The organism is Methylobacterium sp. ME121, from assembly GCF_000974725.1.
Lineage (GTDB): Bacteria > Pseudomonadota > Alphaproteobacteria > Rhizobiales > Beijerinckiaceae > Methylobacterium > Methylobacterium radiotolerans.
Genome location: NZ_BBUX01000044.1, coordinates 1 through 12,828, shown reverse-complemented (window position 1 = coordinate 12,828; position 12,828 = coordinate 1). Strand labels below are relative to the sequence as shown.

General features: G+C 72.6%; 12 protein-coding genes and 1 pseudogene. 10 read left to right on the top strand and 3 right to left on the bottom strand.

Annotation, left to right across the window (positions count from 1 at the left end; translation table 11 throughout):
- Nucleotides 1-37: 37 nt before the first annotated feature.
- Together ME121_RS22175 and ME121_RS22170 are read left to right on the top strand one after the other, a co-directional pair.
- Nucleotides 38-523, top strand: coding sequence for a DUF2721 domain-containing protein (locus ME121_RS22175; protein ID WP_012320461.1), 486 nt, complete (start codon nucleotides 38-40; stop codon nucleotides 521-523).
- A gap of 117 nt (nucleotides 524-640) precedes the next feature.
- Nucleotides 641-1,000: pseudogene (locus tag ME121_RS22170) on the top strand (PRC-barrel domain-containing protein); the annotation flags it as partial.
- 112 nt (nucleotides 1,001-1,112) lie between these two features.
- Here the strand turns inward: ME121_RS22170 and ME121_RS22165 are convergent.
- Nucleotides 1,113-1,520, bottom strand: a complete 408-nt coding sequence (locus tag ME121_RS22165) for a hypothetical protein (protein WP_012320463.1) — start codon at nucleotides 1,518-1,520, stop codon at nucleotides 1,113-1,115.
- 341 nt (nucleotides 1,521-1,861) lie between these two features.
- Here ME121_RS22165 and ME121_RS22160 point away from each other — a divergent pair, with 341 nt between their 5' ends.
- The 7 genes from ME121_RS22160 to ME121_RS22130 all read left to right on the top strand — a co-directional run bounded on the left by ME121_RS22160 (nucleotide 1,862) and on the right by ME121_RS22130 (nucleotide 10,395).
- On the top strand, nucleotides 1,862-2,629 hold the full coding sequence (locus tag ME121_RS22160) for a PRC-barrel domain-containing protein (RefSeq protein ID WP_012320464.1): 768 nt from the start codon (nucleotides 1,862-1,864) through the stop codon (nucleotides 2,627-2,629).
- Complete coding sequence (locus tag ME121_RS22155; RefSeq protein WP_029360489.1) at nucleotides 2,626-3,987, top strand: MFS transporter; 1,362 nt, start codon at nucleotides 2,626-2,628, stop codon at nucleotides 3,985-3,987. Before ME121_RS22160 ends, ME121_RS22155 begins: the two co-directional genes overlap by 4 nt.
- 204 nt (nucleotides 3,988-4,191) lie before the next feature.
- Nucleotides 4,192-5,961 (top strand): ABC transporter ATP-binding protein, encoded by a 1,770-nt coding sequence (locus ME121_RS22150; protein ID WP_012320466.1) that lies wholly within the window; start codon nucleotides 4,192-4,194, stop codon nucleotides 5,959-5,961.
- Nucleotides 5,962-6,262: 301 nt separating this feature from the next.
- Nucleotides 6,263-7,192: a glutaminase gene (locus ME121_RS22145; protein ID WP_012320467.1), complete on the top strand. Its 930-nt coding sequence runs from the start codon at nucleotides 6,263-6,265 to the stop codon at nucleotides 7,190-7,192.
- Nucleotides 7,193-7,291: 99 nt separating this feature from the next.
- Complete coding sequence (locus ME121_RS22140) at nucleotides 7,292-8,701, top strand: MFS transporter (RefSeq protein WP_058606223.1); 1,410 nt, start codon at nucleotides 7,292-7,294, stop codon at nucleotides 8,699-8,701.
- Between the two features lie 76 nt (nucleotides 8,702-8,777).
- On the top strand, nucleotides 8,778-9,329 hold the full coding sequence (locus ME121_RS22135) for a Uma2 family endonuclease (protein ID WP_245297703.1): 552 nt from the start codon (nucleotides 8,778-8,780) through the stop codon (nucleotides 9,327-9,329).
- 52 nt (nucleotides 9,330-9,381) lie between these two features.
- The gene (locus ME121_RS22130; RefSeq protein ID WP_024829262.1) at nucleotides 9,382-10,395 is read left to right on the top strand and encodes an adenosine kinase; all 1,014 of its coding nucleotides are present in this window, start codon (nucleotides 9,382-9,384) and stop codon (nucleotides 10,393-10,395) included.
- Between the two features lie 54 nt (nucleotides 10,396-10,449).
- On the opposite strand, the gene ME121_RS22125 is transcribed toward ME121_RS22130, so the two are convergent.
- Nucleotides 10,450-12,132 (bottom strand): methyl-accepting chemotaxis protein, encoded by a 1,683-nt coding sequence (locus ME121_RS22125; RefSeq protein WP_059409603.1) that lies wholly within the window; start codon nucleotides 12,130-12,132, stop codon nucleotides 10,450-10,452.
- Between ME121_RS22125 and ME121_RS34045 the strand changes: the two genes are divergently transcribed.
- A complete protein-coding gene (locus ME121_RS34045) occupies nucleotides 12,050-12,250 on the top strand; it encodes a hypothetical protein (RefSeq protein ID WP_209650969.1) in 201 nt (66 codons plus the stop codon). The two genes, ME121_RS22125 and ME121_RS34045, sit on opposite strands and share 83 nt — an antisense overlap.
- 66 nt (nucleotides 12,251-12,316) lie before the next feature.
- Here the strand turns inward: ME121_RS34045 and ME121_RS22120 are convergent.
- The coding region (locus tag ME121_RS22120) for a zinc-binding dehydrogenase (protein ID WP_491892859.1) at nucleotides 12,317-12,828 on the bottom strand (512 nt) is incomplete at its 5' end.

The window sequence follows — 12,828 nt, the reverse complement described above, 5'->3', positions numbered from 1 at the left end:
TGCCGCGCCGGCCCGTCGGGTGCATCAGCCCGACCGCATGACCGACCCGATCACCCTCGCCAGCCTGGAGAGCACCGCGCACGTCGTCCAGGTTGCGCTCAGCCCCGTCTTCCTCCTGTCCGGCATCGCGACGCTCCTCAACGTCTTCGGCGCCCGGCTCGCGCGCGTGGCGGACCAGGCCGACCACGTCTCCGGATTGCTGGCGGGGGCCGGCGATGCCGAGCGCGTCCGCCTCGGGCAGCGCCTGGACCGCCTTCACCGGCGCTCCCTGGCCCTGGACGCCGCGGTGTTCCTGGCCGCGCTCGGCGGCGTGGCGACCTGCGGCTCGGTGCTGACCCTGTTCGTGGGAGCGCTGCGCGACAGCACGGTCGCGACCCTGCTGTTCGGCCTGTTCGGTGCGGCGATCCTGTGCACGCTGTGCGCCCTCGTGGCCTTCGGGTTCGAGATGCTGCTGGCGAACCGATCGGTCCGCGACCGGATCAACCAGCGGCGGGCGAGCGCCGGCATGCCGCCCGACCGCTGAGCGCACGGTGCGGGCCCGAACGCCCGGCCGGCCGGCGGAACCCGTCCCGACCCGCGCGCTTAGTGAGCCGAGGGGCCGCCACGCGGGCCTTGCCCCGCGCGCGAACCGGGAGAGACCATGCCGACGGACCTGCCCAACGAGCGCACCTTGAGAGAGCCCGGCACGCTGGAACTCGACCCCACCGGCGAGGGTATGGCGATCGACGAGACGCCGCGGCTGATCGCGTCCAACATGGTCGAGGGCACGGCCGTCTACGACCGCAGCGGCCGCCACCTCGGCGCGATCCACAATTTCATGGTGGACAAGGTCTCCGGACAGGTCGCCTACGCGGTTCTGGCCTTCGGGGGCTTCCTCGGGCTCGGCGAGACCCACCACCCGCTGCCGTGGAAGAGCCTCAGCTACAGCACGGAACTCGGCGGCTACGTGGTCGACATCGAGCCCGGCGTGCTCGCGGAGGCGCCGAGCCAGGCGGTCGGCTAGGCCGAACTCGGCCGAACTCGTCGACCGAACTCACGCGCCCGCACCGCTTCCGGTCACGGCGCGCGGGTGCCGGCGTTGCAGACCGGTGCGGGCGCTCGGACGGATCGGCTCAGAACTTCCCGCCGAGACCGACGCTGCCGCCGGGCGACAGCATCGGGCCCATCGAGCCGCTCCCGCCGCTGCCGCCGACGGCCGCGTTGCCGCCGTCGAGATCCTCGCGCCGGATCCGGCGCTCGCCGCTGTCGGCCGTCCGCGTGGCGCCGCCGGCGTTCTTCGGGATCGCGAGTTGCTTCGTCGGCGCCGTCTGGAGCGGCTGACCGTCGGCGTCGACCGCGGCGTTGTGCGGCTCGCGGTTCGGCAGAGACCCGCGCAGCGACGGCGGCAGCCCGACCTCCGTCGCCGGCATCACGCCGCCGCCTCCGCCGAGCGCCTGACAGCCGGCCACGAGACCGGCCAGAGCGGCGCCGAGCGCGAGGCCGCGCGCTGCCGCGCATCGCGACGTGGTGAGGGTCGACATCGTTTGGTCCTCGACAGTGGCCGCGGTGTCATCCGCGGCTCGCATGGGTTTATGCGCGGTTGTCTACGCTGGGGATGCGGCGAAAACCAGACAGCGCCATGGGACGCCGGGGGATGATCGCCGGACACCCTCGGCCGCTCGGCCGACAGGCGCGGCTCGAGCCTTGCTGTCGGATCGCCGCGGTCCATAACTTCGCCCAGGTCCTGCGGCACGACGCCATCCGCAGGCGGGGTCCTGCCGGCGGCGGACCCGGGACCGGCCGAATGCGGTCGTGGACGCGCCGGCGCGCCGGTGCAGCCCGGCCTTTCCTCAGAGGACGAAGCGTGTTCAGAACCAACCGGATGATCGCGGCCGTGACGCTCGCCCTCTGGGCGTCGGGGACCGCGGCGCAGGCCCAGCCGGGCGGCAGCGAGGGTCCTGCCGGTCAGGCCGCGCCGCAGAGTCCGGCCACGCCGCAATCTGCTCCTCCGGCCCAGACACCGGCGCCGACGCCTCCGCCTCCGCCCGCGGCGACGCCGGCCTCCCCGCCCGCCAGCCCGCCGGCTGCCGCGGGCGCGCCGCCCGCCGCGGCGCAGGCACAGCAGCAGGGAACGCCGGCCACCGTCCTCGACACCCAGGATTACGAGAGCCTGCTCGGCCGCAGCGTGCGCAGCGCCGGCGGCGACGAGCTGGGGCGCGTCATCGACATCATCATCGACAAGGAGGGCCACCCCCGCGCCGCCATCATCGATTTCGGCGGCTTCCTCGGTGTCGGAACCCGCAAGATCGCCGTGGACTGGCGCGCCCTGCGCTTCACGCCGGACGGCGGGAAGGAGCGCAAGCTGTCGGTCGCGCTGACCCGCAACCAGGTCCGCGTCTCACCGGAATACAAGGCCGGCGAGCCGATCGTGGTCCTGGGTCCCGCCAGCCCGGCCGCGCCCGCGCCGGAGGGCGAGCAGGCGGCAGCGCCCGCGTCCGGCTCGGCGACGCCGCCGCAGCCGGCCCCGGCATCGACCGTCCCGGGCAACGCCGCCTCCGGGGGCACGGCGCCGCCCGCCGCGACCCCGCCGGCCTCTGCCCCGGCCGCGCCCGCACCCGCCCTGCCCCCGGAGAAAGCACCGGATAAGTGACGGTGGCCCGGTTGAAGGTCAGAACCGCCGCCGCCGCCCGCGAGCGCGACGTGCCCCGGCAGGACATCCGCTCCCGTCCGGCCCGCCTGAAGGATCAGGCGGCCGAGGCCGCGCGCTCGCCGGCAGCCTCGGCGGCCCACGGCGGACGCGCGATCTCGTCGGCGAGCCGCTACGGCCTCGACGCCTTCGCGTTCTTCGTGGCCAACCTGCAGACCGGGTTCGGCCCGTTCCTGGCGGTCTACTTCTCACAGGCCAAGTGGACGCAGTCCGACATCGGCTTCGCCCTCACGGTGGGGAGCCTCGTGGCGCTCCTCGGCCAGGTCCCGGGGGGCGCCTTCGTCGACGTCGTGCGCTCGAAGCGCTTCGCCGCCGCCGTGGCGGTCATCGGCATCGCGGGCAGCGCGTTCGCGCTCGCGGTCTGGCCGAGCTTCCTGGTCGTGCTCCTGGCGATGGCGCTCCACTCGGCCGCGAGCTGCGTGCTGACGCCGGCCATCGCGGCGATCAGCATCGGCCTGGTCGGGCGCGCCCGGGCCGGCGAGCGCCTCGGCCGGAACGCGAGCTTCGCCGCCCTCGGCAACGCCCTCGGCGCGGCCGGCATGGGCGCCATCGGCTACTACCTGTCGAACGGCGCCGTCTTCTACCTGACCGCCGCCCTCGGCATCCCGACGGTGATCGCGCTGGCGCGCATCCGCGCCCAGGACATCGATTCCAGCGTGTTCAAGGAGCCGGCCGCGGCCCAGGCGGCGCCGGCCTCCGGCAAGGACGGCATCCGCGCCCTGCTGACCAACCGCGGCCTCCTGTGCTTCGCGGCCTGCATGGTGCTGTTCTTCCTCGCCAACGCGGCGATGCTGCCGCTGGTGGGCAGCGTCCTGACCCTGCGGGCGAGCGAGACCGCCACCGCGCTGGTCGCCGCCTGCATCATGGTCCCGCAGGCCGTCCTCGCGGTCAGCGCCCCGGCGGTCGGCCGGGCCGCCGAGCGCTTCGGCCGCTACCCGGTCCTGCTGTTCGGCTTCGGCGCCCTGCCGGTCCGCGGCCTGCTCCTCGCCTACACCACCAACCCCTACGGCCTAGTCGCCATCCAGGTCCTCGACGGGATCTCGGCCTCGGTGCTGGGCGTGATGGTGCCGCTGATCGTGTCGGACCTCACCCGCGGCACCGGCCGCTTCAACCTCGCCCTCGGCGCGGTCGGCACCGCCATGGGCATCGGCGCGGCCCTCTCGACGTCGCTCGCCGGCATCATGGCCGACCATCTCGGCAGCCACAGCGCCTTCCTGGGGCTCGCGGTCGTCGGCTTCGCGGCCTTCATGCTGGTGGCGCTGATCATGCCGGAGACGCGCCAGTCGGAGCGGGCGGCCTGACCAGCGGCGGCATCGGATTCGCTTGGGTGTTTCCACGCCGCTCAAGCGGCGTTCAGGTTCTGCGGATAAAAGCGCAACGAAGGTGCGGGCCGGTGAAACATATGGCAACGCTCTCGCGTTGCCGCTGCGGGTCAGACTGCGCCCGCGCTGCACTCCGCCTCAGCCCGTAAGCCAAAGCCGCGCGAATACGGAATGGTCACCGCGATGGAAGAGCTGCACCGATACGCCGACAGGCCCTTCGCCTTCGTCGGGCGGTATCTCCGGCGCCGCTGGCTGCCGCACCTGGTCATCCTGATCTCGGTGCTCGGCGCCGTCGGCTTCTCGGTCTCCACCGACTACGCGCTCAAGGGCGTGGTCGACGCGCTGACGAAGGGGCCCGGCCCGGGCAACACCGTGGTCTGGAGCGCCCTCGCGGTCCTGATCGCCTTCATCGCCGCCGACAACATGCTCTGGCGCGTGGCCGCGCTGACCGGCGCCTTCACCTTCGTGGGCATCACCGGCGACATCCGGCGCGACCTGTTCCGGCACCTGACCGGCCATTCGCCGACCTTCTTCTCCGACCGGCAGCCGGGCACCCTGGCATCGCGCATCACGGCGACCTCGAACGCGATCTTCACGGTCGAGAACATGTTCGTGTTCAACGTGATGCCGCCGACGGTCGCGGCCTTCGGGTCGATCGCCTACATCGCCACCGTGAACCTCACCATGGCGGGCATCCTGGCGGGCGTGTTCGCCGCCGTCGTCGTGCTGATGTTCAAGATGGCCTCGGCCGGCAAGCCGCTGCACCACGACTTCGCCGCCAAGGCGGCCTCCGTCGACGGCGAGATGGTCGACCTCGTCGGCAACATGTCGCTCGTGCGCGCCTTCTCGGCCTTCAAGCGCGAGGGCCAGCGCTTCGAGGGCACCATCGCCACCGAGATGCGGGCCCGCCGCTCGTCCCTGCTCTATCTCGAGAAGCTGCGCATCGTGCACGCGGTGCTCACCGTGCTCGCCGTGTTCGGCCTGCTCTACTGGGCGATCCAGATGTGGGAGGCCGGCCAGGCGACGAACGGTCAGGTGGTCCTGGTCTGCACGCTCGGCATCCGCATCCTCGCCGCCACCCGCGACCTCGCGGTGGCGCTGGTCGACGCGACCCAGCACACCGCCCGCCTCTCCGAGGCGCTGCACACCCTGCTCCAGCCTCACGACCTCGTGGACCATCCGGAGGCGCAGCCGCTGACCGGCCAGGGCGCCAAGATCGAGTTCGAGCACGTCGCGTTCAACTATCCGGACGGACGCCCGGTCTTCACGGATTTCGACCTCGTCATCGAGCCCGGCCAGCGCGTCGGCCTCGTGGGCCGGTCCGGCGGCGGCAAGTCGACCCTGTTCTCGCTGATCCAGCGGTTCTACGACGTGCAGAGCGGCGCGATCCGCATCAACGGCCAGAACATCGAGCGCGTCACCCAGGAATCCCTGCGCGAGGCGATCACGGTGGTCCCGCAGGACGTCTCGATGTTCCACCGCTCCTTGCGCGAGAACATCCGCTACGGCCGGCCCGACGCCACCGACGAGGAGGTGTGGCAGGCGGCCGAGGCCGCGCACTGCACCGACTTCATCAAGGCCCTGCCGGAGGGCTTCGACACGATCGTGGGCGACCGCGGCGTGAAGCTCTCGGGCGGCCAGCGCCAGCGCATCGCCATCGCCCGGGCGATCCTGAAGAACTCGCCGATCCTGCTGCTGGACGAGGCGACCTCGGCGCTGGACGCGGAATCCGAGCAGGCGATCCGTCACGCCCTCGCCAACCTGATGAAGGGCCGGACCGTCATCGCCATCGCGCACCGTCTCTCGACGCTGCAGGATTTCGACCGGATCGTCGTCCTCGACGGCGGCCGCATCGCGCAGGACGGCTCGCCCGACAAGCTGACCCATCTCGACGGCTTCTTCCGGGAGCTGATGAAGAAGGAATCCATGGCGATGGCGCTCGCCGCCGCGTGAGACTCCTCTTCGCCGAGCGGCCGCACCGCTGCCGCCTCTGCGGGCGCCGCGAAGCAATCCGGTCGCGCCGCGCTGGCCGAGGTCGCGCCGCTCCGGGTCGCCGCGCGCGCGATGACGGTGCGGATCGGGTGACCGCCCGGCGGCCGACGCCCGCCGGCTGATCGTCGCGTGAGCGCGGCCGCTCCGGTTCCCAGGCCGGTCCGGCGCTGCTAGATCACCGCCGGGCCGGACCGGACCTTGCATCGCCTGAGACGTCGCGAACCGGCCCGGTTCCGACGCAACGCGACGCCCGAGCCCGACCGTGCCCGACCTTGCCCACGTCATCCGGGAGATCTCCGAGGAGATGGCCCAGCGCTCCGACCGGGGCGCGGTCGCGGACTACATCCCCGAGCTCGCCCGGGTCGATCCCGACCAGTTCGGCATGGCGGTGATCGACGCCGAGGGACAGGTCTTCACCGGCGGCGACAGCGAGACGCCGTTCTCGATCCAGAGCGTGTCGAAGGTGTTCACGCTCACCCTCGCCCTCGGCATGGTCGGCGACCGGCTCTGGAAGCGCGTCGGCCGCGAGCCCTCGGGCAACCCGTTCAATTCCATCGTCCAGCTGGAGCGGGAGCGCGGCGTGCCGCGCAACCCGTTCATCAACGCGGGCGCGATCGCGGTCACCGACGTGATCCTCTCGGGTCACGAGCCCCGCGAGGCGCTGGGCGAGATCCTGCGCTTCATGCAGTTCCTGGCCCAGGATTCCGGCATCATCATCGACGAGACGGTGGCGGCCTCGGAGAAGCGCACGGGCTTCCGCAACACCGCGCTCGCCAACTACATGAAGTCGTTCGGTGTCATCGACAATCCGGTCGACTACACGCTCGGCGTCTACTTCCATCACTGCGCCATCGCGATGAACTGCCGCCAGCTCGCGCGGGCCGGCCGGTTCCTGGCGCATAACGGCGTCAACCCGTCGACCGGCCACTCGGTGGTCTCGGCGGAGCGCGCGCGCCGCATCAACGCGATCATGCTGACCTGCGGCCACTACGACGGGTCGGGCGAGTTCGCCTACCGCGTGGGCCTGCCGGGCAAGAGCGGGGTCGGCGGCAGCATCCTGGCGATCGCGCCCGGCAAGGCGTCCATCGCCGTCTGGTCGCCCGGCCTCGACGCGGCGGGCAATTCCCACCTCGGCCGCATCGCCCTGGAGCGGCTCACGCAGCGCATGGGCTGGTCCGTCTTCGGCGCGTGAGGGTCCCCTCTCGGCCGGCGTCGCACCCCCTTGCGCGGCGCGCGCTTCCGCGGCACTGCGCCGGCGGGGCGCCGCGGCGCCGAGACGAGGCTCATCGGCATGGCGACGCGTACGGCGGTCCAGGCTGCCGATGAAGGTCTCGATCCCGGCGCCATCCTGGCCCGTCTCGACCGGCTTCCGGCGACGCCGACGGTCTGGCGCCTCGTGGTGCTGCTCGGGCTCGGCTTCTTCTTCGAGCTCTACGACCTGCTCTTCACCGGCTACGTCGCGCCGGGCCTCGTCAAGGCCGGGATCCTGACGCCGACGACCCCGGGCCTGTTCGGTGCCAGCGGCGTCGCGAGCTTCGTCGCCGCCCTGTTCACCGGCCTGTTCATCGGCACCCTCGCCTGCGGCTGGCTCGCCGACCGGTTCGGCCGGCGGGCGATCTTCACGTGGTCGCTCTTGTCCTACACCGCCGCCAACGTGGTGATGGCCTGCCAGAGCGACGCCTTCGGCCTCAATCTCTGGCGCCTGATCGCCGGGATCGGCCTCGGCCTGGAGATGGTGACGATCGGCAGCTACCTCTCCGAGCTGGTGCCGAAGGCGATCCGCGGCCGGGCCTTCGCCCTGTGCCAGGGCATCGGCTTCACCGCCGTGCCGGTCGTGGCGTTCCTGTCCTACCTGCTGATCCCGGCGGCGCCCCTCGGCATCGACGGGTGGCGCTGGGTCGTGCTGATCGGCGCCTCGGCGGCGATCGTGGTCTGGTGGATGCGGGCGGGCCTGCCGGAGAGCCCGCGCTGGCTCGTCGAGCACGGCCGTCTGGCGGAGGCCGAGGCGGTCCTGCGGCAGCTGGAGGCGCGGATCGCGGCCGAGACCGGCGGCCCGCTTCCCGCACCGGCCGCGCCGGAGCCGGTGCAGCCGCGCGGCGCGTTCCGCGATCTCTGGGTCCAGCCCTACCGGCGCCGGGCCCTGATGATGGCGGGGTTCAACGTCTTCCAGACGGTGGGCTTCTACGGCTTCGCCAACTGGGTGCCGACCCTCCTGGTGGCCCAGGGCATCACGGTGACGTCGAGCCTCGCCTACACGGCCCTGATCGCGCTCGCCGCCCCGGTCGGGCCCCTGATCGGCCTCGCCATCGCCGACCGGTTCGAGCGCAAGCACGTCATCGTGGCCGCCGCCCTCCTCTACATCGCCTGCGGCCTGGCCTTCGCGCAGACGCGGGACGTCGCCGTCATCGTGGCGCTCGGCATCGGCCTGACGCTGGCCTCGAACGTGATGTCGTACAGCTTCCACGCCTATCAGGCCGAGCTGTTCCCCACGGGCATCCGCGCCCGGGCGGTCGGCTTCGTCTATTCCTGGAGCCGCTTCTCGGCGATCTTCACCGGCTTCGTCATCGCGTTCGTGCTGCGGGAGGCCGGGACGCCGGGCGTGTTCCTGTTCATCTCGGCGGCGATGCTGGCCGCGGGCCTGCTCGTCGGGCTGCTGGGTCCCCGGACGCGGGACGTCGCGCTGGAGAAGATCGCGGGATGAGGCGCGTGAGGAGCACGGCTCCCGGCAAGCCGAATCCGTGCTGGCCTCGGGCATGGTCGCTCAGCCGAGATCCCGGATGACGGTCGACGAGTTTCTCGCCTGGGCCGAGGGGCAGCCGGGACGCTTCGAGCTGGTCGACGGCGAGGTGTTCGCGATGTCGCCGGAGCGCGTTCGGCATGCCGAGGTCAAGGCGGCCACCTATCTGGCGCTCCGGTCGGCACTGAAGCAAGCGGGGAGCGCCTGCTACGCGCTGCCGGATGGCATCAGCGTTCGCGTCGGTCGGGATACGGTCTTCGAGCCCGACGCCCTCGTTTACTGCGGGATGCGCGCTGACCCCGATGCGACCGAGATCACCGATCCCGTCATCGTCGTCGAGGCTCAGTCGCCGGGCGCACGCGCGGTGGACTCGGGCCTGAAACTGACCCGCTACTTCGGTCTGGAGAGCGTCATCCACTATCTGATCGTGGATCCGGTGAAGCGCCACGTCATCCATCACCGCCGCGCGCAGGGCGGCCTGATCGAGACCCGCATCGCGACCCGGGAGACGCTGGACCTGACGCCGCCCGGCCTGCGCCTGACCGTGCCCGAGCTGTTCGCCGACCTCGCGCCCGCCGACGACGGCGCTTGATCCGATCCGAGGCGGATGCCACAGCGGCGCGAACGCGAATCAGGACGCCCGGATGACTGCACCCCTCGATCTCCTCGTGCTCGGCAACGCGATCGTCGACGTGATCGCCCGCACGGACGACGCCTTCCTGGCGGCGCAGGGCGTCACCAAGGGCGCGATGCAGCTCATCGACGAGCCGCGGGCCGAGGCGCTGTTCCAGGCGATGGGACCGGCGACGATCGTGTCGGGTGGCTCGGGCGCCAACACCGCGGTCGGCGCGGCGCTCCTCGGGGCCAGGACCGGCTTCGTCGGCAAGGTCCGGAACGACGAGCTCGGCGGCCTGTTCAGCCACGACCTCAAGGCGACCGGCGTCGACTTCACCGTCCCGGCCGCCGCCGAGGGTCCGGCCACCGCCCGGTGCTTCGTGCTCGTGACGCCGGACGGCGAGCGCACGATGAGCACCTATCTCGGCGCCTGCCAGGGCCTGTCGCCCGACGATGTCGACAAGACGCTCGTGAGCTCGGCCCGCGTCGTCTATCTCGAGGGCTATCTCTGGGATCCGCCGGCCGCCAAGGACGCGTTCCGCAAGGCCGCGCAGCTCGCCCATCAGGCGGGCAACGCCGTCGCGCTGACCCTCTCGGACGCGTTCTGCGTGGGCCGCTACCGCGACGAGTTCCTCGGCCTCGTGCGGGACGGCAGCATCGACATCCTGTTCGCCAACATGGCCGAGCTGCAGAGCCTCTACGAGACCGAGGATCCCGAGGCCGCCGTCGCGGCCCTGCGCGACGAGCGCAACGCCCGCGGCCGCCACCTGCTCGGCCTGGTCACGCGCTCGGCCGACGGCGCCCTGGTGGTGCAGGGTGGCGAGGTCCGGGCCGTCGAGGCGAGCCCGGTCCAGACGGTGGTCGACACGACCGGCGCGGGCGACCTGTTCGCCGCCGGCTTCCTGGCCGGCCACGCCCGCGGGCTGGACAACGTCGCCAGCGCCCGCCTGGGCACGCTCGCGGCCGCCGAGGTCATCCAGCACATCGGCGCCCGCCCGCAGGCGGACCTGGTCGGCCTGGCCAAGGCGCGCGGGCTCCTCTGAGCCGGCGCGCCGGGCGCGCGGCCGGAGGTCCGCGTCCGCGCCGATCCCGCGCGCTCAGGCCGCGCGGACGGTCGCGAGGAAGCGCGTCACCTCGTCCCTGAGATGCCCGGACCGGAGCGACAGCTCCGAGGCTGCCGTGAGAACCTGGTCGGCCGCCGCGCCGGTCCCCTTGGCCGCGTCGGCGACGCCCGCGATGGTGCCGGTGACGTCGGCCGCCCCCTGGGCGGCCTGGGAGACGTTGCGGACGATCTCCTGCGTCGCCGCGCCCTGCTGCTCCACGGCGCTGGCGATCCGCGTCGCCACCGCGCTGAGTTCCTGGACCCGGCCGCCGATGCGCCCGATCGCCGAGACGGCGTCGCCGGTGGAGGCCTGGATCCGGGCGACGTGGGCGCCGATCTCGTCGGTCGCCCGCGCGGTCTGGCCGGCCAGGTCCTTCACCTCCGCGGCCACGACGGCGAAGCCGCGGCCGGCGTCGCCCGCCCGCGCCGCCTCGATCGTGGCGTTCAGCGCCAGGAGGTTCGTCTGCTCGGCGATGCTCGAGATCAGGCCCACGACGTGGCCGATCTGGACCGCCGCCCCGTTCAGATCCTGAACCAAGTGCGCGGTCGCCGCCGCGTCCGCGACCGCCGACTGCGTCAGCGCCGTCGAACCCGCGACCTGGCGGCTGATCTCCTGGACGGAGGCGCCGAGTTCCTCCGCAGCCGCCGCCGCGACGTTGACGGTGCTGGCCGCGAGTTCGGCCGCGCTCGCCACCCGGCCGGAGCGATCGGCGGTGTCGCCGGCCGCCTCGCTCATGGCCGAGGCCGTGTCCTGCAGCGCGGCGACGGCGGCCGAGACCGTGCCGATGATGCCGCCGACCGTGCCCTCGAAGGCGTCGGCGATCTCCTGCACGCCGCTCCGCCGCCGCGCCTCGGCCGCGGCGCGGGCCTGCGCGGCTTCGTGCTCGAGGGCCCGCGCGCGGATCAGGCCGTCCTTGAAGACCCGGACGGACGCCGCCATGACGCCGATCTCGTCCCCTCGCTCGGAACCGTTGACGGCCACGTCGAGGTCGTCGGCCGCGAGCCGGCCCATGATCTCGGCCAGCGACCGGATCGGGCGGGCGACCCGGTGCCAGACCCACCAGACCGCCGCGCCGGTCATCGCCGCTCCGATCACCGAGAGCGCGATGGTGACGGACCACGCCGTCCGGAACGCGTCCTCGGAGCGCCGGACCGAGACGTTCGTGCCCTCCGCAGCGACCTGGGCCAGATCCGCCAGGGCGTCGAAGGCGGCCACCAGCGGCGGGCGGGCCGGCGCGATGGCGTCGCGGGCCGCGTTCTGGTCGCCGCGCCTGAGTGGCGCGAGGATCGCCTCCTGGGCAACGCGATAGACCTTCCACCGCCCCTCGAACGCGTCCCAGAGCGCGCGCTCCCGGGGCGTCGTCGCGCGCGCGCGATAGCTCCGGAAGGCCTCGGGGATGGTCCGATCCATCTCGACGAACTCGGCATCGAGGTCCCGGTTCTCACCGTCGTCGGTGGCGACCACCTTGCGGATCGTCGTCGTGTGGTACCGCAGCATCAGGAATCGAATCGTGTGGAGATCGTTGTCCTTGCGCACCCAGACGTCGCGGGTCTCCACGGCGGCGGCGTTGATGGCCTGTATCTGCATCAGGCCAATGGTCGAGCTCGCGATGAACAGCAAAAAGCCGATCAACGAGGGCAGCATCAGCTTCGATACGACACTTCTGCGCAAGTTCATCTCGGGCACCGCGGAGGACGACGTCGTCTCATCGGGACCCATGAAGATGAAGGACAGATTTTTCCGCAACCTCTACTTCGGAGACGGCCCGCGCCGCAGATCAGCGCGGAACGCATGACTCGCCGCCCGCCGAGGCCGTGCGGCGGGTCGAGGGCCGACCCGGTCGAGGGCGGCCGCGGCCCGATCAGGGCCGCAGGAGAACCTTGCCCACGGCCGCCCGGCGGGTCAGGAGGCCGAAGGCCTCCGGGTACTCCGCCAGCGGGTAGACGCCGTGGACCTGCGCGGTGAGCTCGCCCTCGGCGACCCAGCCGAGGAGGCGGCGCTGATCGGCCCGGTGGGCCTCGGGCTCGCGATCCAGGAAGGCGCCCCAGTGGACGCCCTGCACGTCGAGTTCCTTGAGGAGCATCAGGTTCAGCGGCAGCCGCGGGATGGCGCCGGCGGCGAAGCCGATCACGAGGAAGCGTCCGCGCCAGCCGAGCGCCCGCAGGGCCGGCTCCGCGTAGGCGTCGCCGACCGCGTCGTAGACCACGTCGATCCCGCCGCCCGAGATCCGGCGCAGCTCGTCCTTGAGCGTCGCGGGGTCGTAGACCACGCCCGCCTCGGCGCCGTGGGCGCGGGCGACCGCGAGCTTCTCCTCCGAGGAGGCGCAGGCGATCACCCGGGCGCCCATCAGCCGGCCGAGCTCGACGGCGGCGA

Bases quoted from the DNA above. Each gene is read 5' to 3' on its own strand.
- ME121_RS22125 (WP_059409603.1), bottom strand. From the start codon at position 12,132: ATGAACTTGCGCAGAAGTGTCGTATCGAAGCTGATGCTGCCCTCGTTG.
- ME121_RS22150 (WP_012320466.1), top strand. From the start codon at position 4,192: ATGGAAGAGCTGCACCGATACGCCGACAGGCCCTTCGCCTTCGTCGGG.
- ME121_RS22165 (WP_012320463.1), bottom strand. From the start codon at position 1,520: ATGTCGACCCTCACCACGTCGCGATGCGCGGCAGCGCGCGGCCTCGCG.
- ME121_RS22160 (WP_012320464.1), top strand. From the start codon at position 1,862: ATGATCGCGGCCGTGACGCTCGCCCTCTGGGCGTCGGGGACCGCGGCG.
- ME121_RS22140 (WP_058606223.1), top strand. From the start codon at position 7,292: ATGGCGACGCGTACGGCGGTCCAGGCTGCCGATGAAGGTCTCGATCCC.
- ME121_RS22175 (WP_012320461.1), top strand. From the start codon at position 38: ATGACCGACCCGATCACCCTCGCCAGCCTGGAGAGCACCGCGCACGTC.
- ME121_RS22130 (WP_024829262.1), top strand. From the start codon at position 9,382: ATGACTGCACCCCTCGATCTCCTCGTGCTCGGCAACGCGATCGTCGAC.
- ME121_RS34045 (WP_209650969.1), top strand. From the start codon at position 12,050: ATGGTCGAGCTCGCGATGAACAGCAAAAAGCCGATCAACGAGGGCAGC.
- ME121_RS22135 (WP_245297703.1), top strand. From the start codon at position 8,778: ATGACGGTCGACGAGTTTCTCGCCTGGGCCGAGGGGCAGCCGGGACGC.